Source organism: uncultured Ruegeria sp. (genome assembly GCF_947497005.1).
Lineage (GTDB): Bacteria > Pseudomonadota > Alphaproteobacteria > Rhodobacterales > Rhodobacteraceae > Ruegeria.
Window position 1 is genome coordinate 55626 of record NZ_CANMFF010000016.1, and the last position, 26988, is coordinate 82613.

At 56.5% G+C, this 26988-nt stretch carries 24 protein-coding genes; 5 read left to right on the forward strand and 19 right to left on the reverse strand.

From position 1 onward, the window contains the following. Window positions 1-6: 6 nt before the first annotated feature. Window positions 7-813: a putative rhamnosyl transferase gene (locus Q0816_RS19710; protein WP_298853851.1), complete on the forward strand. Its 807-nt coding sequence runs from the start codon at window positions 7-9 to the stop codon at window positions 811-813. Here the strand turns inward: Q0816_RS19710 and Q0816_RS19715 are convergent. The 6 genes from Q0816_RS19715 to rplJ form a co-directional block, all read right to left on the reverse strand. Continuing rightward, a complete protein-coding gene (locus Q0816_RS19715; RefSeq protein ID WP_298853853.1) occupies window positions 798-1667 on the reverse strand; it encodes a DMT family transporter in 870 nt (289 codons plus the stop codon). The genes Q0816_RS19710 and Q0816_RS19715 overlap by 16 nt on opposite strands. A 90-nt stretch (window positions 1668-1757) precedes the next feature. Further along, window positions 1758-2240 carry a hypothetical protein gene (locus Q0816_RS19720; RefSeq protein WP_298853854.1) on the reverse strand — a complete coding sequence of 161 codons (483 nt, stop codon included), beginning with the start codon at window positions 2238-2240 and terminating at the stop codon, window positions 1758-1760. A 185-nt stretch (window positions 2241-2425) separates the two neighbouring features. After that, the gene (rpoC, locus tag Q0816_RS19725; protein ID WP_298853856.1) at window positions 2426-6667 is read right to left on the reverse strand and encodes a DNA-directed RNA polymerase subunit beta'; all 4242 of its coding nucleotides are present in this window, start codon (window positions 6665-6667) and stop codon (window positions 2426-2428) included. 49 nt (window positions 6668-6716) lie between these two features. Beyond that, entirely contained in the window at window positions 6717-10850 is a 4134-nt protein-coding gene (gene rpoB, locus Q0816_RS19730) for a DNA-directed RNA polymerase subunit beta (RefSeq protein WP_298853858.1), read from the reverse strand. A 249-nt stretch (window positions 10851-11099) separates the two neighbouring features. After that, window positions 11100-11474: a 50S ribosomal protein L7/L12 gene (rplL, locus tag Q0816_RS19735; RefSeq protein ID WP_037314964.1), complete on the reverse strand. Its 375-nt coding sequence runs from the start codon at window positions 11472-11474 to the stop codon at window positions 11100-11102. Window positions 11475-11554: 80 nt separating this feature from the next. Continuing rightward, window positions 11555-12073, reverse strand: coding sequence for a 50S ribosomal protein L10 (rplJ, locus tag Q0816_RS19740; RefSeq protein WP_050605019.1), 519 nt, complete (start codon window positions 12071-12073; stop codon window positions 11555-11557). A gap of 442 nt (window positions 12074-12515) precedes the next feature. Here rplJ and Q0816_RS19745 point away from each other — a divergent pair, with 442 nt between their 5' ends. Then, window positions 12516-13286 carry a class II glutamine amidotransferase gene (locus Q0816_RS19745; protein WP_298853864.1) on the forward strand — a complete coding sequence of 257 codons (771 nt, stop codon included), beginning with the start codon at window positions 12516-12518 and terminating at the stop codon, window positions 13284-13286. Window positions 13287-13342: 56 nt separating this feature from the next. Here the strand turns inward: Q0816_RS19745 and rplA are convergent, their stop codons facing one another. Both rplA and rplK read right to left on the reverse strand, forming a co-directional pair. Further along, a complete protein-coding gene (gene rplA, locus Q0816_RS19750; RefSeq protein WP_298853865.1) occupies window positions 13343-14041 on the reverse strand; it encodes a 50S ribosomal protein L1 in 699 nt (232 codons plus the stop codon). Between the two features lies 1 nt (window position 14042). Beyond that, window positions 14043-14492, reverse strand: coding sequence for a 50S ribosomal protein L11 (gene rplK, locus Q0816_RS19755; RefSeq protein ID WP_037314971.1), 450 nt, complete (start codon window positions 14490-14492; stop codon window positions 14043-14045). 313 nt (window positions 14493-14805) lie between these two features. Between rplK and Q0816_RS19760 the strand changes: the two genes are divergently transcribed. Together Q0816_RS19760 and Q0816_RS19765 are read left to right on the forward strand one after the other, a co-directional pair. Continuing rightward, window positions 14806-15666 carry a hypothetical protein gene (locus Q0816_RS19760; protein ID WP_298853867.1) on the forward strand — a complete coding sequence of 287 codons (861 nt, stop codon included), beginning with the start codon at window positions 14806-14808 and terminating at the stop codon, window positions 15664-15666. Then, window positions 15663-16427, forward strand: a complete 765-nt coding sequence (locus tag Q0816_RS19765) for a hypothetical protein (RefSeq protein ID WP_298853869.1) — start codon at window positions 15663-15665, stop codon at window positions 16425-16427. The genes Q0816_RS19760 and Q0816_RS19765 overlap by 4 nt, the downstream gene beginning before the upstream one ends. A 131-nt stretch (window positions 16428-16558) precedes the next feature. On the opposite strand, the gene nusG is transcribed toward Q0816_RS19765, so the two are convergent. The 10 genes from nusG to ccoN all read right to left on the reverse strand — a co-directional run bounded on the left by nusG (window position 16559) and on the right by ccoN (window position 25589). Then, window positions 16559-17092, reverse strand: a complete 534-nt coding sequence (nusG, locus tag Q0816_RS19770) for a transcription termination/antitermination protein NusG (RefSeq protein WP_298853871.1) — start codon at window positions 17090-17092, stop codon at window positions 16559-16561. 200 nt (window positions 17093-17292) lie between these two features. Continuing rightward, window positions 17293-17490 (reverse strand): preprotein translocase subunit SecE, encoded by a 198-nt coding sequence (gene secE / locus Q0816_RS19775; protein ID WP_298853873.1) that lies wholly within the window; start codon window positions 17488-17490, stop codon window positions 17293-17295. Window positions 17491-17589: 99 nt separating this feature from the next. Beyond that, window positions 17590-17748, reverse strand: a complete 159-nt coding sequence (ccoS, locus tag Q0816_RS19780) for a cbb3-type cytochrome oxidase assembly protein CcoS (RefSeq protein WP_170417043.1) — start codon at window positions 17746-17748, stop codon at window positions 17590-17592. 5 nt (window positions 17749-17753) lie between these two features. Continuing rightward, window positions 17754-19931 carry a heavy metal translocating P-type ATPase gene (locus Q0816_RS19785; protein ID WP_298853875.1) on the reverse strand — a complete coding sequence of 726 codons (2178 nt, stop codon included), beginning with the start codon at window positions 19929-19931 and terminating at the stop codon, window positions 17754-17756. 3 nt (window positions 19932-19934) lie between these two features. Continuing rightward, complete coding sequence (locus Q0816_RS19790; protein WP_298853877.1) at window positions 19935-20393, reverse strand: FixH family protein; 459 nt, start codon at window positions 20391-20393, stop codon at window positions 19935-19937. Window positions 20394-20395: 2 nt separating this feature from the next. Continuing rightward, complete coding sequence (ccoG, locus tag Q0816_RS19795) at window positions 20396-21823, reverse strand: cytochrome c oxidase accessory protein CcoG (RefSeq protein ID WP_298853879.1); 1428 nt, start codon at window positions 21821-21823, stop codon at window positions 20396-20398. 356 nt (window positions 21824-22179) lie between these two features. After that, a complete protein-coding gene (gene ccoP, locus Q0816_RS19800; RefSeq protein ID WP_298853881.1) occupies window positions 22180-23043 on the reverse strand; it encodes a cytochrome-c oxidase, cbb3-type subunit III in 864 nt (287 codons plus the stop codon). Further along, on the reverse strand, window positions 23040-23225 hold the full coding sequence (locus Q0816_RS19805; RefSeq protein ID WP_298853883.1) for a cbb3-type cytochrome c oxidase subunit 3: 186 nt from the start codon (window positions 23223-23225) through the stop codon (window positions 23040-23042). The genes ccoP and Q0816_RS19805 overlap by 4 nt, the downstream gene beginning before the upstream one ends. Window positions 23226-23236: 11 nt before the next feature. Next, window positions 23237-23965, reverse strand: coding sequence for a cytochrome-c oxidase, cbb3-type subunit II (gene ccoO, locus Q0816_RS19810; protein WP_298853885.1), 729 nt, complete (start codon window positions 23963-23965; stop codon window positions 23237-23239). A gap of 16 nt (window positions 23966-23981) precedes the next feature. Beyond that, window positions 23982-25589 carry a cytochrome-c oxidase, cbb3-type subunit I gene (ccoN, locus tag Q0816_RS19815; protein ID WP_298853887.1) on the reverse strand — a complete coding sequence of 536 codons (1608 nt, stop codon included), beginning with the start codon at window positions 25587-25589 and terminating at the stop codon, window positions 23982-23984. 201 nt (window positions 25590-25790) lie between these two features. Between ccoN and Q0816_RS19820 the strand changes: the two genes are divergently transcribed. After that, window positions 25791-26630 (forward strand): universal stress protein, encoded by an 840-nt coding sequence (locus Q0816_RS19820; protein ID WP_298853888.1) that lies wholly within the window; start codon window positions 25791-25793, stop codon window positions 26628-26630. Between the two features lie 38 nt (window positions 26631-26668). On the opposite strand, the gene Q0816_RS19825 is transcribed toward Q0816_RS19820, so the two are convergent. Further along, window positions 26669-26923, reverse strand: coding sequence for a GlsB/YeaQ/YmgE family stress response membrane protein (locus Q0816_RS19825; protein ID WP_298853890.1), 255 nt, complete (start codon window positions 26921-26923; stop codon window positions 26669-26671). Between the last annotated feature and the right edge of the window lie 65 nt (window positions 26924-26988).

The following is a 26988-nucleotide window of genomic DNA, read 5'->3' on the forward strand; positions in this document are numbered from 1 at the left end:
GAAAAGATGCAGGTCATTGGTCTTTGCCGTTTTTCATATCCCGCAATTGGGGGATTTCAGACAACCCATGAATCCGTCGGAGAAAGACGGCAATTCTTGTACCAACCGGACAGGCTGGAAGAGCGGTTTCGCCTGTTCGAAACCATCGCACTGCCCGGATTCAGAAAACAATCCGACGAAGATTTCCTATTGGTGATTGTGGTCGGTGAATGCCTGCCCAAACCGGCATTTGATCGTCTGCATGATCTGACATCCAACCTAATGCAGGTGCGCATTGTCGCGCAACCACCGGGACGACACCGAAAAGTCATGCAAGAGGTCCTGAATTCAGCACGGGCCGACCTGAACCAGCCATGCCTGCAATTTCGCCATGACGATGATGACGCCGTATCCGTGAATTTCGTCGAACGGTTGCGGGGTTGCGTCCGGGATTGCGCCGATCTGTTTCAGAACCGCGCCTTGGTTGCCGTGGATTTCAATTGCGGCTACTTCGCCCGGGCTAGTACCGATGGCATTCAGGCCGCGCGCGTGCATCGCCCTTTGATGACGGCCGGGCTTGGGATGTATGTGCGGGGGGGCGAGCAAAAGTCGATCATGAACTTTACCCACAACAGGATCAACCGAGCGATGCCAGTCGTCACCCGACCGGACACGCCGATGTGGGTGCGGGGCCTGAACCGCTTCAATGATTCACCGCGCACCAGAAACACCAATGTCGAACTAAACCCTCTTACCCCTCAGCAGAAGGCCGAATTCCTGTCTCAATTCGCTATCGACCATGACATCGTCACACGGGTTCACGCCGCGCCCTGACGAACGCGTTCCCGGAGCAATGTGAATAACCCTGCTCCCACAATCAGGAGAACACCCAGCATCGTCACAGTGTCCGGCCATTCGTCAAACACGACCCAACCCAACCCGAGCGCCCAGATCAGGCTGGAATACCGGAACGGTGCGACAAACCCAACGTCGCCCTGACGCATGACCATGACACTGAACAAATAGCCCAGCAGCACAAACACAGCTGCCGCCGCAACCAGCGGCCCAGCCATGGCCGAGACCGGAACCCAACCTTCAAATACCGAAGCAATCGCCGCTGCCCCTGCGATGGACGCTGACGTCGCAAGGGTGACAACCATTGACGGCACATTGGCCGACATATGTCGGGTGATAAGATCCCGAACCGTTATCGAAGCCACAGCAATCAGCGCATATATGGAATACAGGCTGAACCCGTCAGGTCCGGGCCTGACGATCAGCAGCATACCTACGAAGCCTATGGCTATTGCGATTGCGCGTCGCCAACCAACCTGTTCCGAAAAGCACAATGCCGCACCCAACGTCACCGTGAGAGGCAATGCCTGAAGAATGGCCGTGACATTGGCAAGCGGCATGTTCTTGAGCGCTGTCAGAAAAAAGAATGTTACCGACAACTCGGCAAGGCAGCGCAATGCAATCAGCCATTTGTCGCGGCGCGAAAAATTCAGATGTAACGTTCCCAAAGACCTGGCAAGGATATAGATCAGAAAAACTGCCAATATCCCCCGCATAGCCACCAACTGAAACAAAGGCAGTTCCTGCAGGGCAACCTTTACCAACGTGTCGTTCAGGGTAAACGCCGCCATGCTGCCCATCATCAGCAGGGCGCCTGTTGTGTTTGGGGTCATACTGCGTCAGGCTCCGGGGCTGGAAAATGCCCCGCATTGGCCAAGGACTCGGGTTGGATGTCAATATCGCCTGGACCGATTACCTGACCGTCAACCAAATGGAAGGATGGTGCCAAACAGATTCAGACTGGAGGGTTCAGTCGTGTCTTTGACAAAATCCACCCAGTCTTCTCCGTATATATGTTCGAAAACCACCGGGTATTTCCACACGAGATTATGAAAGGTGAAAGTTGTCACCAACGCGCCAACCGTAAGTGCCCCGGCGAACTCGCGCAGTTTACCTTTCAAAAACATCATCACCATTATACAGGCCCCGCCTGCAAGCCCGAGACTGACGAAGTCCTGCGTATCAACCTGGCTATGCACCGGAATTCCAACCGATTGATATTGAATGAAACGGGTCAGGAAAACCGCCATAACCCCCAGTAAAAAAGCCCCCAGAAACGCAGTGGGATAACCCAGGCGCTGCCAGATACTATCGCTTCTGGACGGGGGCACCTTGCTTGCGTTTTCTTGCGAGCGCTGTTTGATCCGCGCCACACGGTCTTCAAAAGAATTGTTTTCGGTGCCCATGGGTCAGCTCAGAACTATCTGTAAATCACATTACAGGGCTAAACCACAGATTGTAGAACCACAAGCAGCGGACACCCGGGCCAAAGAAAACGTTCAGACAAATCAGATCAAAATGCTGTGCCCTTCAGCGTCAAAAAAAGGCCCCGCGATTTCGCAGGGCCTTTCTTAATTCGATACGACGAAGCTTACTCCCGGCTTTCCGGTGTTTCCACCAGAACGTCCAGTTCATCTCCGACCAGATCGTCATCCATAATCGGCGCAGCCAAGGCAGCGGCCGCTTCGGCCTCTTCCCGGCGGGCTTCGATGACCACGTTGTCACGCGACTGGGCGACACGCTGTACGCTCTGAGTAGCCCCACCCGTACCGGCAGGGATCAGACGACCGACAATGACGTTCTCTTTCAGGCCAACCAGCTTGTCCTTCTTGCCCTGAACCGAAGCCTCGGTCAGAACGCGGGTGGTTTCCTGGAACGACGCCGCCGAGATGAACGAACGCGTCTGCAGCGAAGCTTTGGTGATCCCCAGCAGGATCGGTTCGCCCTGAGCCAGACGACCGCCACGGGCCAACGTCTTCTCGTTGGCCGCGTCGAACTCCTGCTTGTCGACATGTTCGCCTTTCAGCAGGGTGGTGTCGCCTGAATCCAGGATCTCCCACTTCTGCAGCATCTGGCGCACGATCACCTCGATGTGCTTGTCGTTGATCTTCACGCCCTGCAGACGATAAACATCCTGCACCTCGTCGATCATGTAATCCGCCAGCGCTTCGACACCCATGATGGACAGGATGTCATGCGGAGCTGGGTTACCGTCCATCAGGTATTCGCCCTTCTGGATAAAGTCGCCTTCCGCGACCGGGATATGTTTGCCCTTGGGCACCATATACTCGATCGTTTCCATAGACTCGTCCGCCGGTTCGATGCTGATGCGACGCTTGTTCTTGTAGTCGCGGCCAAAGCGCACGTAACCATCGGCTTCTGCGATGATCGCGTGATCCTTCGGACGACGGGCTTCGAACAGTTCGGCCACACGCGGCAAACCACCGGTGATGTCCTTGGTTTTGGCGCCTTCACGCGGGATACGCGCAACAACTTCACCGGCCTCGATCTGCTGACCATCTTCGATCGACAGAATCGCATCCACAGACATCGGATAGTGAACCGGGTTGCCCGCATCGTTACGGACCGGCTCGCCATCTTCGCCAACCAGAATGATCTCGGGCTTGAGGTCGCTGCCTTTGGGGGCCGCGCGCCAGTCGATCACGATTTTCTGGGTCATGCCGGTCGCATCATCGGTCTCGTCCCGGACAGCGATGCCCGAAACCAGATCAACGTATTTTGCAGTACCGGCTTTCTCGGCGATGATCGGCAGAGTGTAGGGGTCCCATTCGTACAGCTTGTCACCGCGAGCAACCTTGGCACCATCCTTGACGAACAGCTTGGAGCCGTAGCCCAGCTTGTGGCTGGCACGTTCCTCGCCGTGTTCGTCCTTGATCACCAGCTTCATGTTCCGACCCATCACCAGGATTTCACCTGCGGAATTGGCCAGAACCTGCGGGTTCTCGAACGAAACCACACCGTCTTGGCTGGCCTCCTGGAATGACTGTTGACCACCTTGGGCAACACCACCGATGTGGAAGGTCCGCATCGTCAGCTGCGTACCGGGCTCACCGATGGATTGCGCGGCGATGATGCCAACAGCTTCACCGGTGTTGACCTGTGTACCGCGCGCAAGGTCACGACCATAGCAGGTGGCACAGACCCCCTCTTCCGACTCACAGGTCAGTGGCGAGCGGATGCGCATGGATGCAACTGCGGCCTCATCAATGATGTCTGCCATGCGCTCGTCGATGAGTTGACCAGCAGCAACCAGCACCTCATCCGTGCCCGGACGAAGAACATCGTCTGCCGATACACGGCCCAGCACACGTTCGGCCAGCGAGGCAACAACCTCGCCATCGTTCACGGCAGCTTCTGCGGTGATAGCACGCTCGGTGCCACAATCGATCTCGCGAACGATGCAGTCCTGTGCGACGTCAACCAGACGGCGAGTCAGGTAACCCGAGTTCGCCGTTTTCAGAGCCGTATCCGACAGGCCCTTACGGGCACCGTGGGTCGAGTTAAAGTACTCGAGAACGGTCAGACCTTCTTTAAAGTTGGAAATGATCGGCGTTTCAATGATGTCACCGTTCGGCTTGGCCATCAGGCCACGCATACCGCCCAGCTGCTTCATCTGAGTGACCGAGCCACGCGCACCGGAGTGGGCCATCATGTAGACCGAGTTCGGCTCCTGCTCGGATCCGTCCGCAGCCCGATCCGAGGATGAGATCGTGCTCATCATCGCCTCAGTCACGCGATCGTTACACTTCGACCAGGCATCGACAACTTTGTTGTACTTTTCGCCCTGAGTGATCAGACCGTCCATGTACTGCTGTTCAAAGTCCTTCACCTGACTGCGGGTTTCATCAACGATGCCCCACTTGTCGTTCGGGATGACCATGTCGTCCTTACCGAACGAGATACCGGCTTTAAACGCTTCTTTGAAGCCCATCGACATGATCTGGTCACAGAAGATAACCGACTCTTTCTGACCGCAATAGCGGTAGACGGTGTCGATCACCTGCTGCACTTCTTTTTTCCGCAGCAGACGGTTGACCAGCTCGAACGGCGCTTTGTTGTTCATAGGCAGCAAGGCACCCAAACGCAGACGGCCCGGAGTGGTCTCGTAACGCTTCTGAACTTCGTTGCCTTCCTCGTCGATCTGGGTGACCCGCGCGGTGATCTTGGTGTGCAGATGTACCTCGCCCGAATCCAGCGCGTGCTGAACTTCGTCGATAGAACCGAACACCTTGCCTTCACCCGACATGCCTTCGCGTTCCAGTGTCACATAGTACAGACCCAGGATCATATCCTGCGAAGGAACGATGATCGGCGCGCCATTTGCAGGCGACAGAACGTTATTCGTCGACATCATCAGAACACGCGCTTCCAGCTGGGCCTCAAGGCTCAGCGGGACGTGCACGGCCATCTGATCCCCGTCGAAGTCGGCGTTAAAGGCCGAACAGACCAGCGGGTGCAGCTGGATGGCTTTGCCTTCGATCAGGACCGGCTCGAACGCCTGAATGCCAAGACGGTGCAGCGTCGGCGCACGGTTCAGCATCACGGGGTGTTCGCGGATAACCTCGTCGAGGATATCCCACACTTCGGGGCGCTCTTTCTCGACCAGTTTCTTCGCCTGTTTCACGGTCGAAGACAGACCCTTGGCTTCAAGGCGCGAGTAGATGAACGGCTTGAACAGCTCCAGCGCCATCTTCTTGGGCAGACCACACTGGTGCAACTTGAGCTCCGGACCGGTCACAATGACCGAACGGCCCGAGAAGTCGACGCGTTTCCCCAGAAGGTTCTGACGGAAGCGACCCTGCTTACCCTTCAGCATGTCCGACAGCGATTTCAGCGGGCGCTTGTTGGCGCCGGTGATCACGCGGCCACGACGGCCGTTGTCGAACAGAGCGTCCACAGATTCCTGCAGCATCCGCTTTTCGTTGCGGACAATGATGTCAGGTGCGCGCAGTTCGATCAGACGCTTCAGACGGTTGTTCCGGTTGATGACGCGGCGATACAGATCGTTCAGATCCGAGGTCGCGAAACGGCCACCATCCAGCGGAACCAGCGGACGCAGTTCCGGCGGAATGACCGGAATCACGGTCATCACCATCCATTCAGGCCGGTTGCCCGACTCGAGGAAGGATTCAACAACCTTCAGACGCTTGATGATCTTCTTGGGCTTCAGCTCGCCGGTTGCTTCGGCCAGATCAGCGCGCAACTGCTCGGCTTCGGCTTCCAGATCGATCTGGGCCAGCATCTCACGAATGGCTTCAGCACCGATATTGGCGGTGAACGCGTCCATGCCATAGGCATCCTGCGCATCCATGTACTCTTCTTCTGTCAACATCTGGCCATACGACAGGTCGGTCAGACCGGGCTCGATGACGACATAGTTTTCAAAGTACAGAACGCGTTCCAGATCGCGCAGCGTCATGTCCAGCATCAGACCGATGCGGGACGGCAGCGATTTCAGGAACCAGATGTGTGCGACGGGCGCGGCCAGTTCGATATGGCCCATACGCTCGCGACGGACTTTCTGCAAGGTGACTTCCACACCGCATTTCTCGCAGACAACGCCGCGATACTTCATCCGCTTATATTTGCCGCACAGACATTCGTAGTCTTTGATCGGGCCAAAGATACGTGCGCAGAACAGACCGTCACGTTCAGGCTTGAACGTCCGGTAATTGATGGTTTCGGGTTTCTTGATCTCGCCATAGGACCAAGACAGGATCCGCTCGGGCGACGCCAAGGAGACTTTGATCTCGTCAAAGACTTTCGGAGGCGTCAGCGGGTTGAACGGGTTGTTGGTGATTTCCTGGTTCATTTTGCGTCCTTACAAATTGGGATGGGATGAGTGTGGGGCGTTGCCGCCCCTACTCTTCCTCCGCATCCAGGAGTTCCATATTCAGGCCGAGACCACGGACTTCTTTAACCAGAACGTTGAACGATTCCGGTACGCCCGCTTCAAAGTTATCCTCGCCCTTGACGATCGACTCATAGACCTTGGTCCGGCCCGCGACGTCATCCGATTTCACGGTCAGCATCTCCTGCAGGGTGTAGGCGGCGCCATAAGCTTCCAGAGCCCAGACCTCCATCTCACCAAAGCGCTGACCACCGAACTGCGCCTTACCACCCAGCGGTTGCTGGGTAACCAGGCTGTACGGCCCGGTCGAACGCGCGTGGATTTTGTCATCCACAAGGTGGTGCAGTTTCAGCAGGTACTTGATACCCACGGTGACCGGGCGCGCAAATTGCTCACCGGTACGACCGTCGAACAGAACCGACTGACCGCTTTCCGAGAAGCCCGCACGCACCAGTGCGTCGTTGACGTCAGCTTCCTTGGCACCGTCAAAGACCGGGGTCGCGATCGGAACACCACGAGTCACGTTGCCCGCCGCTTCGATCAGATGCCCCTCGTCCATGCCGGCAATGCCTTCGTCGTAGACATTTTCGCCATAGGCCAGCTTCATCGCTTCGCGAACCGGAGTCAGGTCGCCGGAACGGCGGTATTCACCCAGTGCATCGTCGATGTTCAAACCCAGACCGCGTGCGGCCCAACCCATGTGGGTTTCAAGGATCTGACCAACGTTCATACGCGAAGGCACGCCCAGCGGGTTCAGACAGAAGTCAACCGGAGTACCGTCGGCCAGGAACGGCATGTCTTCCATCGGAACAACCTTGGAGATCACACCTTTGTTCCCGTGACGACCGGCCATCTTGTCGCCCGGCTGCAGCTTACGCTTCACGGCGATGAAGACCTTGACCATCTTCATCACACCCGGCGGCAGGTCGTCGCCACGACGGACCTTCTCGACCTTGTCCTCGAAACGGGCGTCCAGCGCACGTTTGAGCACTTCGTATTGCTCGTTCAGCGCCTCGACGATCTGTGCATCCTTCTCGTCTTCCAGCGCCAGCTGCCACCACTGACCACGGGTCAGCATGTCCAGCAGGTCCTCGGTGATCACCGACCCTGCCTTGACGCCTTTCGGGCCTTTGACCGCGGTTTTGCCCATGATCAGACCTTGCAGGCGCGCATAGATGTTGCGGTCCAGGATCGCCAGCTCGTCGTCCCGGTCACGGGCCAGACGTTCGACTTCCTCACGCTCGATCTGCAGTGCACGCTCGTCTTTTTCGACGCCGTGACGGTTGAAGACGCGGACTTCAACGACCGTTCCGTAATCGCCCGGTTTCACGCGCAACGAGGTGTCGCGCACGTCAGATGCTTTTTCACCAAAGATGGCGCGCAGCAGCTTTTCTTCCGGGGTCATCGGGCTTTCGCCCTTCGGAGTGATCTTGCCGACCAGAATATCGCCCGGCTCAACATCCGCGCCGATGTAAACGATGCCCGCCTCGTCGAGGTTGCGCAGCGCTTCTTCACCGACGTTCGGGATGTCGCGAGTGATCTCTTCCGGACCCAGCTTTGTATCCCGGGCGGCGACTTCGAATTCCTCGATATGAACCGAGGTAAAGACGTCATCACGCGCGATACGTTCCGAGATCAGGATCGAGTCTTCGTAGTTGTAACCGTTCCACGGCATGAACGCGACGACCACGTTCTTACCAAGCGCCAGTTCACCGATATCGGTGGACGGACCATCGGCAATCACCTCGCCCTTCTGGACGGTATCACCCACCTTGATCAGCGGACGCTGGTTGATGCAGGTGTTCTGGTTCGATCGCTGGAACTTGCGCAGACGGTAGATATCAACACCGGCGTCGCCCAGTTCCAGATCTTCAGTGGCGCGAATAACGATACGCTGGGCATCGACCTGGTCGATGATGCCGGCGCGTTTCGCCTGGATCGCAGCGCCTGAATCGATCGCAACCTTTTCCTCGATGCCGGTACCAACCAGCGGCGCTTCGGCCCGCAGAAGCGGAACCGCCTGACGTTGCATGTTCGAGCCCATCAGAGCGCGGTTGGCGTCGTCGTTTTCAAGGAACGGGATCAGCGATGCAGCGACCGAGACCAGCTGTTTCGGGCTGACGTCGATAAGGTCCACATTCTCGCGCGGGGCAAGAGTGTAGTCGCCCGACTGACGGGTCGAAACCAGATCGTTGATGAACTTGCCATCGGCATCCAGTGTCGCGTTCGCCTGTGCCACGGTGTGACGCATTTCCTCGGTCGCGGACATGTAATGAACCTCATCGGTCACCTCGGCGTCTTTGACAACGCGATAGGGTGTTTCGATGAAGCCATATTTGTTCACGCGGGCGAAGGTGGCCAGCGAGTTGATCAGACCGATGTTCGGACCTTCAGGCGTTTCGATCGGGCACATCCGGCCATAATGGGTCGGGTGCACGTCGCGCACTTCAAAACCCGCGCGCTCACGTGTCAGACCACCGGGGCCAAGCGCCGAGAGACGGCGTTTGTGGGTCACCTCGGACAGCGGGTTGGTCTGGTCCATGAACTGCGACAGCTGCGACGAGCCGAAGAATTCGCGGACAGCAGCCGCAGCCGGTTTCGCGTTGATCAGGTCCTGCGGCATGACGGTGTCAATTTCGACCGACGACATACGCTCTTTGATCGCGCGCTCCATGCGCAGCAGACCGACGCGGTACTGGTTTTCCATCAACTCGCCGACCGAGCGCACACGACGGTTGCCGAGGTGGTCGATATCGTCGATGTCACCCTTGCCGTCACGCAGTTCCACCAGCGCCTTGATGCAGGCGACGATGTCTTCGCGGCGAAGCGTGCGCAGGGTATCCGGCGCATCCAGAGCCAGGCGCATGTTCATCTTCACACGGCCAACGGCGGACAGGTCATACCGTTCGCCATCGAAGAACAGCGTGTCGAACAAGGCCGATGCAGCTTCGACGGTGGGCGGCTCACCCGGACGCATGACGCGGTAGATATCCATCAGCGCGCTTTCACGGTTCAGGTTCTTGTCCTGAGCCATGGTGTTGCGCATGTAGGGGCCAACGTTGACGTTGTCGATATCCAGAACCGGAATGTCGGTGATGCCCGCATCGATCAGCTCTTTTGCGGTGCCGCCGATCAGGTCGCCACCTTTGTCGTATTCCAGGGTCAGCTCATCACCGGCCTCGACATAGATCGCGCCAGTTTCCTCGTTGATGATATCCTTGGCAACGAATTTGCCGACGATGTGATCGAACGGAACCAGCAATTCGGTAACGTTGCCTTCGTCGATCAGCTTCTTGACTGCGCGTGGCGTGACCTTCTTGCCTGCTTCGGCGATCACTTCACCGGATTTCGCGTCGATCAGATCATAGGTCGGACGGGTGCCGCGCACACGTTCGGGGAAGAACGGCGTGACCCATCCCTTCTTCTTGTCCAGCGAGTACGACACTGTTGTGTAATACGCGTCCATGATCGCTTCCTGATCCAGACCCAGCGCATATAGCAGAGTCGTCACAGGCAGTTTGCGGCGGCGGTCGATACGGGCGAACACGATGTCCTTGGCGTCGAACTCAAAGTCCAACCAGCTGCCGCGATACGGGATGATGCGGCAGGCAAACAACAGCTTACCCGAGGAATGGGTTTTACCCTTGTCGTGATCGAAGAACACACCAGGCGAACGGTGCATTTGCGAAACGATCACACGCTCGGTGCCGTTTACGACGAAGGTGCCGTTCGGCGTCATCAGGGGCATGTCGCCCATGAAGACATCCTGTTCCTTGATGTCTTTGACCGATTTCGCGCCGGTGTCTTCATCGACATCGAACACGATCAGACGCAGGGTGACCTTGAGCGGCGCGCTATAGGTCATGTCGCGCTGCATACACTCTTCGACGTCATATTTGGGTTTTTCCAGATCGTATTTCACGAACTCCAGAACGGAAGTTTCGTTGAAATCCTTGATCGGGAAAACCGACTGGAACACGCCTTTGATGCCTTCGCCGTCAGCGGGCTGCTCTGCATCGCCGGAGCGCAGGAATAGATCATAAGAAGATTTCTGGACCTCAATGAGGTTCGGCATCTCCAGCACTTCGCGGATTTTGCCGTAATATTTCCGAAGACGTTTCTGGCCAAGGAACGATTGAGCCATGTCAGATGTCACCTTTCGATGTTCTCAGCGGGCTAAGACACCGTCGGGCCCCGGCGCCTTGCACAATAGAGACAACACGTTCGGATCAATTCGTGGCCACCGTCCCGAAGGCAGCCTCCCGATCCGAAACCGTGTCTTAGAAAACGCCCCACATGCTGAGGCCCTTTCTAAGACAGGTTCGGCTGGACCCGGATTTCTCCGGATCCAGCCAAATTTTACGATACGTCAGCGACGTATCTGTCGACTGACTTAGGCCAGCTCGACTTCGGCGCCAGCTGCTTCCAGCTTGCCTTTGACTTCTTCGGCTTCGTCTTTCGACACGCCTTCTTTGATCTTGCCGCCAGCTTCGACCAGTTCCTTGGCTTCTTTCAGGCCCAGACCGGTGATGCCGCGAACTTCTTTGATCACGTTGATTTTCGAAGCGCCGGCGTTTTTCAGAACGACGTCGAATTCGGTTTTTTCTTCCTCAGCAGCGCCACCGGCGTCGCCGCCAGCTGCCATGACAACTGCGCCGCCAGCTGCGGGCTCGATGCCATATTCGTCTTTGAGGATGGTTTTCAGTTCTTGTGCTTCCAGCAGGGTCAGACCCACGATGCTTTCTGCGAGTGCTTTCAGATCAGCCATTTTATCAGCTCTTTCCGTTTTACAGTGTGTGTTCCAACGTCAGGGCATTTGCCCTACGCAGATCATTCAGTGCCAACCGCTTACGCAGCTTCCGCCTTCTCTTCGATGGTGGAAAGGATGCTTGCGATGTTGCTTGCAGGTGCGCCAATCGCGCCGGCGATGTTCGAAGCAGGTGCGCCAATGCAGCCCACGATCTGAGCAATAAGCTCCTCGCGAGACGGCATTTTCGAAACTGTTTCGACGCCTTTGCGGTCCAGAGCGTTCTCACCCATTGCGCCACCAAGAATCTCAAAATTCTTGTTATCCTTGGCGAAGTCCTCGGCCACCTTGGCTGCTGCCACGGGGTCTTCGGAATAGGTCAGAACGGTCATACCCGTCAGCAGGTCAGCAATGCTTGCACATGGCTTTCCGTCGAGGGCGATTTTGGCGAGCCTGTTCTTGGCAACACGCACGGCGCCACCCGCGTCACGAGCACGTGCGCGAAGGTCCTGCATCTCGGCAACTGTCAGACCGGCGTAGTGCGAAACCACCACGACGCCAGAGCTTTCGAAGATCTGGCCGAGTTCCTCGACCACTTTCTCTTTCTGGGCTCTATCCACAGTTCTCTCCAAGTTTGGGATGATATTTCATCCCGGCTCATATTTGCTGCGGCTTGCGCCCCAGCGTTCAGGTCCGTTGTTACGGGGTTGAGCCAAAATTCGCCCGAGGGCCAGAGCCCCCGAAATTCTTTGGTCTTACCCGTCTCAGGCAGGGAATTAAGGGGCCGAATGGCACCACCCACCGTCTTGGACGAAACAAAATAAAGCGCACGACGAATCGCACGCTTTATTTCGTAGCTCTACTTAGGCCAGTTGAGTGGGGTTTCCAAGGGGTAAATCACTTTGAAAACTCCAATATCCCATAGTCCAGCCCGTTCAGCGCGTTTGACCGTGGTGACCCGCAATCCAGCAGATTAGATTGTGCACAATTGTGAGATGACTTCCTCTGCGAATTGACCGAGCCTTGTGGCGCAGATGTGCTGCGCAACCAGAGGACCAAAATATGTGCCGAATTGTTGCCTATTCAGGGCCTAGCATACCGCTTGAAAACATCATCATCAAACCTCGACACTCTCTCCTTGAACAAAGCCAGCACGCCAATGAAGCAAAGCTTGCTGTAAACGGAGATGGATTCGGCATGGCTTGGTACGCAAAACAGGAAAGACCCGGTTTGTACCGTGACGTTTTGCCAGCCTGGTCGGATGGCAATCTGGATGATCTGTGCAGAATGATCAAGTCACCCCTGTTTCTTGCCCATGTGAGGGCTTCTACTTTTGGAGAGGTTTCGCGTTCGAATTGCCATCCGTTTACCTTCGGAAAATGGTCCTTTGTGCACAATGGTCAGATTGGCGAATTTGGGCACCTGAAAAGAGGTCTGGAAACCTCTTTGACGGATGAGTTTTACGCCGCGCGTCGGGGCTCCACAGATTCAGAGTTGCTGTTTCTCTTAATGCTTGCCAACGGCCTGGATACATCAGTTGCAGAGGCGATCCAGACCACGTTACGGCAAATCCTGGCGCTGGGTGCCGACCGAAAAGAACCAGATCGGATGGCCGTCGCCATATCTGATGGCACAACACTCTATGCATTCCGCTATTCCACCGATCAACGCAGCCCGTCTTTGTATATTGGCGAAGGATTGGACCACGGTGGCAGGGTGATCGCCTCTGAACCTTTGGACAAAGGTGTCGGTACATGGACGTCCATCGAAGAATTCGGGTTCTTTACGCTAAAGGGCAATGTCGCCCGTCACACCAGCCTGACTTTGAATTGAAAAAGAAAGGGCAGCCAAAATTGGCTGCCCGATGCAAATAACAGCTTTGGCGACGTTTATTCGCCCGCAGCTTCCGCAACATCTACAGTCACGCCCGGGCCCATGGTCGAGCTCAGCGCGATTTTCTTCATGTAGGTGCCTTTGGCGCCCGACGGTTTCGCCTTGGCCACAGCCGAGACAAACGCGCGGACGTTTTCGACCAGCTTGGCTTCGTCGAACGACGCTTTGCCAACACCGGCGTGCACAACGCCGCCTTTTTCCGCTTTGAACTGAACTTCACCGCCCTTGGCTGCTTCCACGGCTGCTTTCACGTCCATGGTCACAGTGCCGACCTTGGGGTTCGGCATCAGGTTGCGGGGGCCCAGGACCTTACCCAGACGACCGACGATCGGCATCATGTCCGGGGTGGCAATGCAGCGATCGAATTCGATGGTGCCGCCCTGAATAGTTTCCATCAGGTCTTCTGCACCAATGATATCCGCGCCAGCTTCTTTCGCTTCGTCAGCCTTGGGGCCACGAGCGAACACAGCAACGCGCATGGTTTTGCCGGTGCCATTTGGCAGGCCGACAACGCCACGAACCATCTGGTCTGCGTGACGGGTGTCAACACCCAAGTTTAGAGCGATCTCGACGGTTTCGTCAAACTTCGAAGTTGCGTGGGCTTTAACCAGTGCAACCGCTTCTTCCACCGACAGATCTGTCTTGCCAGCGAAAGCTTCGCGCGCGGTGCGCGTACGTTTACCGAGTTTTGCCATCTTACTTCACCTCGATGCCCATAGAGCGGGCCGAGCCCAGGATGATCTGCATTGCGCCTTCGACGTCGTTGGCGTTCAGATCTTTCATTTTGGCTTCGGCGATTTCACGAACCTGCTTGCTGGTCACGGTAGCCACGGTCTCACGACCTGGGTTTTCCGCGCCACGGGGGCGGTTACGCTTGCCAACCGGCTTCAGGCCAGCGGCTTTTTTCAGGTAATAAGACGCGGGCGGCGTCTTGATGTCCATGGTGAAGGACTTGTCCTGATAATAGGTGATCACAGTTGGGCAAGGCGCGCCCTGCTCCATGTCTGCTGTCTTGGCGTTGAACGCCTTGCAGAATTCCATGATGTTGATGCCGCGCTGACCCAGCGCCGGACCAACTGGCGGCGACGGGTTCGCCTGACCTGCAGGAACCTGCAGTTTCATTGTACCAGCAAGCTTCTTGGCCATTTGGTTTTCCTTTCAACGTAGATGAGACGCGTCCCATCCGGTTTATGTTGCGTGGTCCGATCCGGGATCGCGATCCCTGCAACCTCCCACGAGAGAATCTCGCCCGAAGACGATAGGGCGGCATGTATAGCGGAACAGAGGGGTTGGCAAGTGGTGTGCACCTTATTCCTGAATGGTGCGTTTATCTTCTGATCAGGTGTTGGTGACAGTAAGGAATCTCCAAACATAGTAATTTATTTGAATACTTTAGTTGCTTCAAAAGCGAAGGCAGGTATCGTAGTACAGCTTGGTCAACAAAAAGAGGTGGTCAGGGATGGCATCATCTCGACTAAACAAGGGACTACTGATCTTCATTCTTTTTGCTGTGGTTCCAGGCTGCGGCAGCAAGGCTCAGGATCAAAGCGCCGCGTCCGATACGGTTGCCCAAACCGGCGCATCTGACAGACCTTCTTCATTTGCTCCGACAGGGATTGATCCTGCCTCCTTTGCCGGTCGGTTTCAGATCAAACTGACCAAAGAAGTTCCCCTGCGCGATATTCCTGTTCCCTTTACCGTTTATGGCGGTCTCGAAGAAGCCAGCCCTACCCGTTTGCGATTGAAGGCCTTCATGGATCTGCGTGGATTGCAGGAAAAGGCGCCTCAGATACTAACTGGCCCCTTGGAAGAAAGCTGCAAACGCCAAATCTACCTCGAGGTTCGAAATGTCACTGCCAAGGGTGACACCGTGCGGGTCGAGGGCTCGGCTCGTGCTCGGTTTACAACCTGCAATCGGCGCGAAGAACCGGGCTTTCGATACTTTGGGGCAACGGTAGACGCGGTTGCGGTCGCCAAGGCAGAGGTGAAAGGCCAATGTCTCACATTCAGTATCGAAGGGGTTGATCTGAATCCGCGCGGGTTCATCGGCGCTGTCACCGACCTGTTCGGCCTGACCAATCGCATCAACGAAGCAGTCCTGGAAAAGGGAGGCGAGTTTTTGGCAGCCCATCCGGTTTGTCCGCCACTGCCTGAAGAATTCACAGTTCTCGACCCTGATTACGAGTCCGGAGGCACACGCGAAATTGCTCCCGGTGGGATGGGAGCAGCTATTACCGGATCTGCCGATGTCAGCGCAGAGACAATAGTCAAAGTCCTTGGTGGGCTGAAGGAGCTTGGCGTATTGGAGTTTTCTGAATGAGACTTTGGTTGGTTTTCCCAGTCTTAATAGCAGCCGCTTTGGTTGCCCGGGCAACCAATGCACAACAGGTCGATTTCGTCATCGACTCGACATTACAGGTCCGGGAGACGGCGCTGCCATATACGCTCGATCTGAACCTCACCGCTGTCGCCCCTACTCGGATCGGAGTGGGCGCGTTACTCGATCTTCGAGAAATTCAGAAAATTGTGCCTGAGCGATTGGCTGATAAAGCAATTGTTGACAATTGCGGTCTGCAAGTCCGACTTGATGATCTAAGCTTTGAAGCCCAGGACGATGCGATGGATCTTAATGGGGATGTGACCATCACGATCTTCGAATGCAGCCGGACCAGTGAACGCGACTTTCAGCGCGGTGAACAGAAAAAGGCTATCTTGGCGAATATGTCCACCGAAGCGACTGTCGAGTTGCGCGACAATTGCGCCTTTTTCAAACTCATTGATCTTACGCTTACGGCTCCCGAAGAACTGCGTGAGCAGCTTTTGGAAGATAATACTCTCGACTCCGTAAAGAAGCTTATGCTGGCAGCTATCGATCTTGTGTTAAACGAAACCCCGTTGTGCCCGGAACTCCCGGCGGAACTCGCGTCCCTTGACCCGGTTTACGAAAATGGCGGCCCAAGAGAGATCGGAGAAGGTGGACTTGGTGTATTCCTTGACGGGTCGGTGGATGTCAGCCCTTCGACAATTCTCGACATTCTTACAGTCCTTCAACAACAAGAACTGATCCCCGGCCCACCATAACTGCAAAACAGTTTTATTGTCGCTGACGTACTACGCCGTTTCCATATGGGCTTAAAAACTGGCTCGTCAAAACAAAAAAGCGCTGCGGTGCCGTTGGCACTGCAGCGCTTCAAAATTCTCTGTAAAGCGCGTTAGATCTGCTTCGTGACCTGCGTGAAATCCAGCTCGACCGGAGTTTCTCGACCAAAGATCGAGACCGAGACCTTCAGCTTCTGCGCATCGTCGTCTACGCCTTCGACCATGCCGTCGAAATCTTCGAACGGGCCGTCGTTGACCTTGACTTTCTCGCCAATCTCGAAGGTGATCATCAGCTTGGGCGCTTCTTCACCTTCCTGAACGCGGTTGAGGATCTGGTTCACCTCAGCGTCGCGCATCGGCATCGGGCGCCCCTGAGGGCCCAGAAAGCCGGTAACGCGATTGATCGAATTGATCAGGTGATAACCCTGATCCGACATCTCCATATGCACCAGCACATAGCCGGGCATGAAGCGGCGTTCGGTCGTGACCTTCTTGCCCCGGCGCACTTCGATCACCTCTTCGGTGGGCACCAGAACTTCGTCGATATCGTCCTCAAGGCCCTGCTCGGCCACCGACGTGCGGATCTGCTCTGCGATCTTCTTTTCGAAATTCGAAAGAACGCTGACCGAGTACCACCGTTTCGCCATGAACCTGTCGTCCTTGTTTGTCTTCGGGGCATTCTGTTTGCCGAACACGCCCGTCATTAAAATCCTGTCAAGCCATCCGGAATAAAAAGCGGCGCGCAGCCCGAATCGCCACACGCCCATTCCGAATAGTACCGTGTCACCTACTCTGACATTGCGCGCTGCGCAAGGGGGCAGCGGTGTTTCCGCCCTTCCAAACCGGCTTAGCCGAAGGCACCGAGAATCAGCTGAAGACCACTGCGGATACCCAGATCGACCAGAGCAAAGAAGACCGCTGTCAGCGCCGCCATGATGAAGACCATAACCGTGGTCAGCAGCACCTCGCGCCGGGTTGGCCAGACGACCTTGGAAACTTCGGCACGGACCTGCTGAATGAACTGGATCGGGTTGATAGTAGCCATTTGGCGTGTTCTCTCTGCTAGCGGATGGGCCGGACATAGCCGGGCATTGCGACAATTTCAAGGGCAGTTGGAACAACTCTGCCCCTACCGGACACTCAGTCACGGCTTGGGTTTGTCATCCCATTCGTCACTCAGGATGCGGCGTGCGTCGCCTTCGGGGTCTTCATACTGGTTGGAGCGCACCGTGTAGATGAAGGCGACCAAACCAACGCCGCCCAGAAACAGAGAAATCGGGATCAGATAGGCAAGCACTTCCATCCGGGTCACCTCAGCCGCAATGCATTAAGCGACACGGTAATCGACGAGGTCGACATCGCCAAGGCCGCGATCAGCGGTGTCGCAAGTCCGATAACCGCCAGCGGAACGGCAATCACGTTGTAAACCGTCGCGATCTGAAAATTCTCACGAATACGCTTGGTGGCTTTGACCGCCGTATCGCAGGCATCCGCAATCGGCGAAAGATCATTGCCCAACAACACGATGTCAGATGCGACCCGTGCGGCATCCAGCGCAGAGGCCGGAGAGATCGACACATGCGCCGCCGCCAGAGCGGCAGTATCGTTCAGCCCGTCACCGATCATCAAGACGTTGCGGCCCTGATCGCTGAGGTCCTGAATGCGTTTTGCCTTGTCCTGCGGTAAAGCCTCGGCAATCCAATCCGTGATACCCAGCTTTTCTGCCAGAGATTTCACAGCACCCTGCGAGTCTCCTGAAATCAAAAGCACATGCTTGCCCGAAGCACGTAGCGCGTCCACCGCCTCTGCCGCACCCGGGCGCAACGTATCCGAGAAACGAAACGCTTCGGGCGCGTCATCACCGACCGCCAGCCAGGCTGAGGTTTCCGTACCCTGATCAGCACCGACCCATGCCGCCCTGCCCAAACGAACGCGCTGACCACGGTATTCCCCTTCGGTGCCATATCCGGGCACTTCGGTAATGCCTCGCACATTTGCTGGCTTAATTCCGGCCGCGCGCGCCGCTTTTACCAATGACACGGACAAGGGATGCGCCGAGGCCTCGGCCAGCGCCTGGGCAATCTCGACTTTGGCGCGTGCATGATCTCCTAGGTTGACCAGCTCCGGGGCGCCGGATGTCAGGGTGCCGGTTTTATCGAACACCACCGTGTCGGCCTCGGACAATCGTTCGAGCGCTGTTGCGTGTTTGATCAGCATTCCCTTGCGGAACAACCGACCCGAAGCGGCAGTCGTCACCGCGGGAACAGCCAAACCCAGCGCGCAGGGGCAGGTTATGATCAGAACTGCCGCCGCAATATTCAGTGCCGTACGCAAATCACCGGAATAGAGGTACCACCCAACAAAGCTGAGCGCTGACAGGATATGCACACCAGGCGCATAGAGCTTGGCCGCTTTGTCTGCCAACGAGGTATAGCGGGACCGGCCAGACTCGGCGATGGCCACCAGATCAGCCATGCGATGCAAGGACGTATCCTCGCCCACGGCGGTTGCCTGAATGGTCAAAGGTCCGGTCAGGTTCACTTCGCCCGCGCTGACAGTTTGTCCTGCTTCGGCGAAGACAGGCACTGTCTCGCCGGTCAGAAGGGATCGATCCAGTTCGGACCGACCCGACACGATCTGACCGTCTACAGGCATGCGCCCACCCGGTCGTACGAGGATCAGATCTCCGACGCGCAACTCGGCAACGGCAATTTCTTCTTCAATGCCGTCAATAACCCGAATTGCACGGGGAACTTCCAGAGCGGTCAATTCCTCGGCCGCGGACCGCGCTGCAGCGCGGGTGCGGAAATCCAGATACCGACCAGCCAGCAGAAAGAAGGTCAATGTCAGTGCAGCGTCGAAATAGGCGTGCTCACCGCTCAGTGCGGTTTCCCACAGTGATGTGATAAGCGCCAGCAGGATCGCCAGCACAATCGGCACATCCATATTCAGTCGCCGCACCCGCAAGGCGCTCCAGGCATTGGCAAAGAAAGGCTGGGCCGAGAAGGCTATGGCGGGCAATGCAATCGCGGCTGAGATCCAGTGGAACATGTCGCGCGTCGCGTCGGTCGCACCAGACCAAACAGACACCGAAAGCAACATGACGTTCATGGATGCAAACCCGGCGACCGCCAGACGCATCAACAGGTCGCGGCCGGACTTGTCTGTCTGTGTGGCTGACAAAGCACCGGGATCAAGCTCGTGGGCTTCAAACCCTGCCTGCTCAAGCACAGGGATCAGATCGGCAGCACGCATTTCCGGTGCGGCTTTGATCAACGCGCGCTTCAGGGTCAGGTTCACACGCGCGTCTTCAACACCGGGATGCGCGTTCAGTTCACGCTCGACCGTCGCGATACAGGCCGAACAATGAATGCCCGGCAGTGACAAGGCAATCTGCACGTCTTCCGGTATGGGCCGGGCGGGTTCTGGCGGAGCCGCAAGGCAACCCGGGCAGGCCGCTGTACCAGATGAAAGCTGCGCCGTCATTGGCTACCCTTTCACATACAGCGGCACCCGCTGCGAAAATTCGGCGCCACTATTGTCACGCGCCACCAAGCGGATGTTCCAGTTCCCCTTACTCAATGTGGCAGGTGTAGCATAAGCTGTACCGTCGAACGTGAAATCCGGCGCGAAATCGTCGCGCACGTGGGTTGCCCGCCCAACAACCGCCTGCAATTCGCTCACCTGAACCGGGGCACCACTTTCATCGGTGATGTGCAGGATCAGAAGACCGCCTTTGGTTTCCGCCCGAACAGCCCAGCCCAACGCCTGCTGTTCTTTCAGGCGCTCGTTGAATTCCTGACTGGCAACGTATGAGTTCTTCACCTCCAGCCCGGGAAAGGTTTGGACCGCCTTGTAGGCAAGAACAAGGTTCACCGCGATAATCACGCCGAAAGCACCGACAAACACAGCCAGAGCGTGCTTTCCAGTGAATTTACGTTCAGCCATGATCAGTTCCCCCGTCCGTTAAACGTGGTGTCCTTGTAGGCGCGTTCACCGCTGCTGAGATCTTCGACCCAGATCCGCACTGGCGTGGCCTCCGCTGCGGCCGGGGCAGCATCGCGGGACGCCACGATGTATACGCGGGTCAATTGTGCAGTATCCGCCGTGACATTCACAGTATCGATCTTGGTTCCTTCAATTTCCACCCGCATCGCCGGATCGCCTGCCAAGGACAATTTGAACAATCGGTCCTCACCATGCTTATTGCGTAGACGCACGTCATAGGTATTACGGATTGTGCCGTCTGACAGGGTGACAAACGTTGGGTTACGCACCGGCGCAACAGTCAAATCGATATCGGACCGGATGAACAGTGCGAATAGCAATCCGAAACCCACCAATGACCACATTGCCGTATACATGATCGTACGAGCTCGGAAGATATGTTTCCACACGCTCTTGGGCAGCATACCGGACCGTTCATGCGTTTCATCGCTGAGGGCCATATAGTCGATCAGCCCACGCGGCTTGCCGATCTTGGCCATCATATCATCACAGGCATCGATACATAAGGCGCAGGTGATGCATTCCAGTTGCTGGCCGTCCCGGATATCGATCCCGACCGGGCAAACGTTCACGCAGGCCATGCAATCGATGCAATCTCCCAACTCGGAATCTGCGGTCCGCTTGCCCTTGCCGCGCGGCTCGCCCCGCCATTCGCGGTAACCGACAACCAGCGTATCCTCATCCATCATTGCCGCTTGAATGCGCGGCCAGGGGCACGCGTAAATGCAGATCTGCTCGCGGGCGAACCCACCAAAGAAGAATGTGGTGCCTGTCAGGATCAGCATTGTCGTGTAGGCAACCGGATGCGCTTTGCCGGTCACCAGATCCATCGCCAGCGTCGGTGCATCTGCGAAGTAGAACACCCAGGCACCACCCGTGGCCAAGCCGATCAGGAACCAGGTCACCCATTTCGTCAACCGAAGCCGCGCCTTGCGGAAATCAAGTTTTTCTTGCCGGTGCAAACGCAACCGGGCGTTTCGATCCCCTTCGATCCAACGCTCGACCAGAATGAACAGGTCGGTCCAGACCGTTTGCGGGCAGGCATACCCGCACCACACGCGCCCCAAGGCTGATGTAAACAGAAACAGACCCAGCCCTGCCATGATCAGCAGACCGGCTACAAAGTAGAACTCATGCGGCCAGATCTCGATCCAGAAGAAATAGAAACGCCGGTTAGCCAAATCCAGCAGAACGGCCTGATCCGGCAGGCTGGGGCCACGATCCCATCTGATCCACGGCGTCACATAATAGATGCCCAATGTTACGATGAGGATGATCCATTTCAGGTTTCGAAACGGCCCCGAAACACGTCTTGGAAAGATTGGTTCTCGCGCGGCGTATAGGCTGGGGGCGGGATCGGAATCGCTCACTGGCTGGCTCCATAAATGGGTCTTCTGAAGGCGTCTTGTTCCAGATCATGCATGGATGAACTTTGACATGGGTCAAAACGCGCATCGAGCAAACATCTTTTGGGTTTCACAGAGCCCGGATACCAAAGAAGTTTTTGCACCCTGGCTTCTGTTTTATGGTTTTCCGCTTGGAAATATTGCGTTTTTCAAGCAGGCCTGTGTCTTGATGATAATACAAACACCGGGTTCCGGCCCATTGGCAAATCACCCGAAAATTCGTTAAAAAAGCACCGGCTGTTCAGGAAACGCGCGAACAGATGGAACAGCCGGTGCTACAGCCTTCGGGCGGCGAACCGCCCGAAGGTGCTCTCTAGGTCTTACTGGCCACCACCCAACTGGTGGACATAGGCGGACACCGCACGGATCTGCGCCTCGGTCAGGCGAGTATCCCAGTTCGGCATGACGCCAAAGCGGCTATAGGTCACTGTTTCGGTCAAAGCCTCTTCGCTACCGCCATAAAGCCAGATCGCGTCGGTCAGGTTCGGCGCGCCCTGAAACACGTCGCCTGTGCCATCTTCGCCGTGACAGGACGCGCAATTGTCTTCGAAAACAACTTTGCCCGCCTGCGCAGCTGCATCGTCGGTCTGGGCGTTGCTCAGCGACATGACATATTGAACCACCTGCGTGATTTCATCGTGCTCGAGGATTTCACCGAAGGCCGGCATCTCGGAATAACGCGCATCGTCGCTTTCTTCGTTCCGGATACCATAGCTGACGGAGTAGACGATATCTTCCATCGTGCCACCCCAAAGCCAGGCGTCATCCAGCAGATTCGGGAAGCCCGGCGCACCCTGCGCACCGGAACCATGACACTGTGCACACCAGGTGCGGAACACGGCGCCGCCGGAGTTCACGGCATATTGCTGAAGCTCTGCGTCCTTGGCGATGTCTTCCAGTGATGTTTCCACCAGTCTGGCATTCCAGGGCGCATTTGCCTCTTCAAACGCGACCATCTCCTGCTGAACCAGACCCCGTGAAGACCAGCCCAGAACACCTGCTGTCGCAGATTGAACCAGAGGCCACGCCGGATACAGGATCGTGTAGATCACGGCCCAGAAGATTGTGGCATAAAAGGTCCACAGCCACCAGCGCGGCATCGGATTGTCGAACTCTTCGATCCCGTCCCAGCTGTGTCCAGTTGTATTCGGGTCACCCGGCTGTTTTTCAGGTGTCTTGCTCATTTCCTCGCCTCCTTGACTTCGGCGGGTTTGTCTTGATGCCGGAAGGGGATGTTGGCGGTGTCCTTGTATTCCTTGCTTGCACCGGGGCGGAAAACCCAGATGACAATGCCAACAAAGAAAACGAACAACAGCAGCAACATCCAGCTATCCGCGAACTGCCTTAGGATTGAGTATAATTCCATCACACCCTCCTTTAGCGGCTTGCGTCGGGAGTGAAGGTCGAGAAATCGACCAACGTGCCCAGCATCTGAAGATAAGCAACCAGCGCATCCATTTCGGTCAGCTCTGCCTGACCGTCAAAATTGCGCACGTTGACCTTGTCGCCATACCGTTCAAGCAGGCCGTCATAGTCGCTGTCCGGATCGGCTTGGGCCAGGAAATCGGCCTGGGCCTGTTTAAGCATCTCGTCCGTATAAGGAGTACCGACCAAAGCATTCGCAGCCATGGTGTCACCGATGTACTTACCGTCCAGCTTGCGATGCTCAAGGAAGCCATATTTCGGCATCACCGATTCAGGCACAACCGACTGTGGATTGCGCAAGTGGTCTACCTGCCACTGGTCCGAATATCGGCCTCCAACACGCGCCAAATCAGGCCCGGTACGCTTGGAGCCCCATTGATGGGGATGGTCATACATAGATTCGGCCGCCAGTGAGTAGTGGCCATACCGTTCGACCTCATCCCGCATTGGACGGATCATCTGACTGTGACAAGTGTAGCACCCCTCACGGATGTAGATGTCACGCCCCGCCATTTCCAAGGGTGTGTAAGGACGCATGCCCTCAACCTTCTCAATGGTGTTCTCAAGATAGAACAGGGGGGTGATCTGCACGAGGCCACCGATGGTCACGACCAGAAAGCTGAACACCAGCAAGAGGGTCGCGTTGGTCTCGAGGATCTTATGTTTGTCGAGAATTGCCATTGCTCCGGCCCTCCCTCTATTCAGCCGGGACTGCGACGGTCAGGCTGGCCTCTTTGGCCGGCGCTTTCCGTACAGTCATCCACAGGTTGTAGCACATGATCACGGCGCCAGCGAGGAACATGACCCCCCCCAGACCGCGCACCACATACATCGGGAACTTGGCGGCAACGGTGTCGGCGAATGAATTCACCAGGAAGCCGTTGGCATCCACTTCACGCCACATCAGGCCTTCCATGATGCCCGTGACCCACATCGACGCGGCATACAGAACGATGCCGATAGTGGCGAGCCAGAAGTGCCAGCTGACCATCTGCAGCGAATACAGACGCTCGCGCTTCCAAAGAACAGGGACCAGGAAGTACAGCGCACCAAAGGTGATCATGCCGTTCCAGCCCAGCGCGCCCGAGTGCACGTGGCCAATGGTCCAGTCGGTGTAGTGGGAAAGGCTGTTTACGGCGCGGATCGACATCATCGGACCCTCAAAGGTCGACATGCCGTAGAAGCCAACAGCGATCACCATCATACGGATCACCGGGTCTGTGCGCAGTTTGTCCCATGCGCCAGACAAGGTCATCAGGCCATTGATCATGCCACCCCAGGACGGCATCCACAGCACGATCGAAAACACCATACCCAGCGTCGAAGCCCAATCAGGCAACGCGGTATAATGCAGGTGGTGCGGACCGGCCCAGATATACAAGAAGATAATCGCCCAGAAGTGGATAATCGACAGCTTATAGCTGAACACCGGACGTTCGGCCTGTTTCGGGATGAAGTAGTACATCATGCCCAAGAATCCGGCGGTCAGGAAGAAGCCCACTGCGTTGTGGCCGTACCACCATTGGATCATGGCGTCTTGTACGCCGGACCAGACAATAACCGATTTCGAACCCCAGATGCTGACCGGGATGGTCATGTTGTTGACCAGGTGCAGCATGGCGACGGTGACAATGAAGGCCAGATAGAACCAGTTCGCCACATAGATGTGGGGCTCTTTCCGCTTAACGATTGTACCAAGAAATACGGCCAAATAGGCAACCCACACGATGGTCAGCCACAGGTCAACATACCATTCCGGCTCGGCATATTCCTTGGACTGCGTTCCACCCAGAACATAACCGGTTGCGGCCAGCACGATGAATAGCTGATAGCCCCAGAATACGAACCACGCCAGGTTGCCGCCCCACAGCCGCGCCGCGCTTGTGCGTTGTACGACGTAGAACGAGGTTGCGATCAGAGCGTTGCCACCAAAGGCAAAAATCACCGCCGAAGTGTGCAGCGGACGCAGACGGCCAAAGTTCAGATAACCTTGTGCCCAATCGAAGTTCAGTACCGGAAAGGCGAGCTGAAACGCGATAAAGGTCCCCGCAAGGAACCCGACCACGCCCCAGAAGGCGGTTGCAATCACGCCATAGCGGATCACGTCATCCATGTATTCGCCCGAGCGGTCGATCAAAATATCTGGCTCGTCAGTGTTTCGAAGCGTCCAGATGAACAAACCGCCAGCGATAAGCATCACCAGCACTGCATGCACCTGATACGCCAAATCGCGTGCATAATTGGTTCCGATCGCTGCGAACAGCGCGATCAGCCCAAGCACGATCAGCTTGATGTAATTCGACATATTGCGTCCCTTTGCCATGCTCCGCGCGCTTTTGATTCTTATTGCGCGCGAAACCCTTTTGACTGGCTGCCGTTCTGAAGCACGGCGGCTACTACTGCTTTGATCTGTATCAAGACAGTTCTGCGATTTCTGTGACACCCATTGTAGAGGAAATAGGCCAACTGGTCACATGAGACCAAATGCCCGAAACATGAGGTCGCAATGACTTACAAATCTCTTCTCACTGTCATGACCGAAACCCAGACGGCACCGGCTGCTCTGGCGCAGATGGTGGCTTTGGCAGAGTCACAAGATGCCCATGCCGAAGCCCTGTGCCTTGGTGTCGATCGCAGCCAGACAGGTTATTATTATGCGGGCGCCAATGCGCTCATTGTTCAGGAAACACTCAGCCGGGCAAATGCCGAGGCACAGGAGTTGTTGACGTTTGCCAATGATTACCTTGGTAAATCCGGTGTTCGCTGGTCCGCTGAGCATGGCGTCGCACAGATTGCCGATATTGGACGCCATGTCGCGCATCGGGCCCGGTTTTCCGACCTGGTGATCTTACCACATCCCTACGGCAAAGACCGTGGGGCCGAGGCTGAACCCATCATCGAAGCGGCCATGTTCGAAGGGCACAGCCCGGTTTTAGTTGTTCCGGACGATACCGAACCTCTGAAAGTACCGCGCAATATTATGATCGCCTGGAACGAAAGCGTCGAAGCGATGTGTGCCATCCGGCGCGCCCTGCCCTTCCTGAAACAGGCCGAACTGACCAGAATCGTGGTCATTGACCCACCCCGGCATGGGCCGGACCGATCTGATCCGGGCGGGATGCTGTCACAAATGCTGGCCCGTCATGGCGTCAAATGTGAGATTGATGTGCTGAGCAAGACCATGACGCGCGTGTCGGATATACTCAACCGCCACGCATCCGATACGGAATCGGATTTGATCGTAATGGGTGCCTATGGCCACTCCCGTTTCCGCGAGGCCATTCTGGGCGGCGCGACCCGCAACATGCTTGAGCAATCTTCTGTGCCCGTATTCCTGGCGCATTGATTCGCCCCCCCAAAAGCCGCCTGACTTGGCGGCTTTTGTCATCCTTTGCGGATGAGGCCTATCAGGAACAAGAGAATTACAGCACCTGTTGTTGCGAAGAAGATCGACGACAGCAGGCCGCCGCCAACCGCAAAGCCAAGCGCCGGAAAAATCAGCCCTGACAAAAACGCACCGACGATCCCGACAATTATGTTGCCGAACAGACCGAACCCACGGCCTTCCATGATCTTGCCGGACAGCCAACCGGCGATTGCGCCGATGAGCAGCATTGCCAACAAACTGCTGAATTCCATGCCACGCTCCTATGTTAGATAGCTCCGCAACAAAACACTGCGGCAGGTGTCGCCTGAAGAAAGTG

Coding starts and splice junctions, on each gene's coding strand:
- Q0816_RS19710 (WP_298853851.1), top strand. CDS start 7: ATGCAGGTCATTGGTCTTTGCCGTTTTTCATATCCCGCAATTGGGGGA.
- Q0816_RS19715 (WP_298853853.1), bottom strand. CDS start 1,667: ATGACCCCAAACACAACAGGCGCCCTGCTGATGATGGGCAGCATGGCG.
- Q0816_RS19720 (WP_298853854.1), bottom strand. CDS start 2,240: ATGGGCACCGAAAACAATTCTTTTGAAGACCGTGTGGCGCGGATCAAA.
- rpoC (WP_298853856.1), bottom strand. CDS start 6,667: ATGAACCAGGAAATCACCAACAACCCGTTCAACCCGCTGACGCCTCCG.
- rpoB (WP_298853858.1), bottom strand. CDS start 10,850: ATGGCTCAATCGTTCCTTGGCCAGAAACGTCTTCGGAAATATTACGGC.
- rplL (WP_037314964.1), bottom strand. CDS start 11,474: ATGGCTGATCTGAAAGCACTCGCAGAAAGCATCGTGGGTCTGACCCTG.
- Q0816_RS19745 (WP_298853864.1), top strand. CDS start 12,516: ATGTGCCGAATTGTTGCCTATTCAGGGCCTAGCATACCGCTTGAAAAC.
- rplA (WP_298853865.1), bottom strand. CDS start 14,041: ATGGCAAAACTCGGTAAACGTACGCGCACCGCGCGCGAAGCTTTCGCT.
- rplK (WP_037314971.1), bottom strand. CDS start 14,492: ATGGCCAAGAAGCTTGCTGGTACAATGAAACTGCAGGTTCCTGCAGGT.
- Q0816_RS19760 (WP_298853867.1), top strand. CDS start 14,806: ATGGCATCATCTCGACTAAACAAGGGACTACTGATCTTCATTCTTTTT.
- Q0816_RS19765 (WP_298853869.1), top strand. CDS start 15,663: ATGAGACTTTGGTTGGTTTTCCCAGTCTTAATAGCAGCCGCTTTGGTT.
- nusG (WP_298853871.1), bottom strand. CDS start 17,092: ATGGCGAAACGGTGGTACTCGGTCAGCGTTCTTTCGAATTTCGAAAAG.
- secE (WP_298853873.1), bottom strand. CDS start 17,490: ATGGCTACTATCAACCCGATCCAGTTCATTCAGCAGGTCCGTGCCGAA.
- ccoS (WP_170417043.1), bottom strand. CDS start 17,748: ATGGAAGTGCTTGCCTATCTGATCCCGATTTCTCTGTTTCTGGGCGGC.
- Q0816_RS19785 (WP_298853875.1), bottom strand. CDS start 19,931: ATGACGGCGCAGCTTTCATCTGGTACAGCGGCCTGCCCGGGTTGCCTT.
- Q0816_RS19790 (WP_298853877.1), bottom strand. CDS start 20,393: ATGGCTGAACGTAAATTCACTGGAAAGCACGCTCTGGCTGTGTTTGTC.
- ccoP (WP_298853881.1), bottom strand. CDS start 23,043: ATGAGCAAGACACCTGAAAAACAGCCGGGTGACCCGAATACAACTGGA.
- Q0816_RS19805 (WP_298853883.1), bottom strand. CDS start 23,225: ATGGAATTATACTCAATCCTAAGGCAGTTCGCGGATAGCTGGATGTTG.
- ccoO (WP_298853885.1), bottom strand. CDS start 23,965: ATGGCAATTCTCGACAAACATAAGATCCTCGAGACCAACGCGACCCTC.
- ccoN (WP_298853887.1), bottom strand. CDS start 25,589: ATGTCGAATTACATCAAGCTGATCGTGCTTGGGCTGATCGCGCTGTTC.
- Q0816_RS19820 (WP_298853888.1), top strand. CDS start 25,791: ATGACTTACAAATCTCTTCTCACTGTCATGACCGAAACCCAGACGGCA.
- Q0816_RS19825 (WP_298853890.1), bottom strand. CDS start 26,923: ATGGAATTCAGCAGTTTGTTGGCAATGCTGCTCATCGGCGCAATCGCC.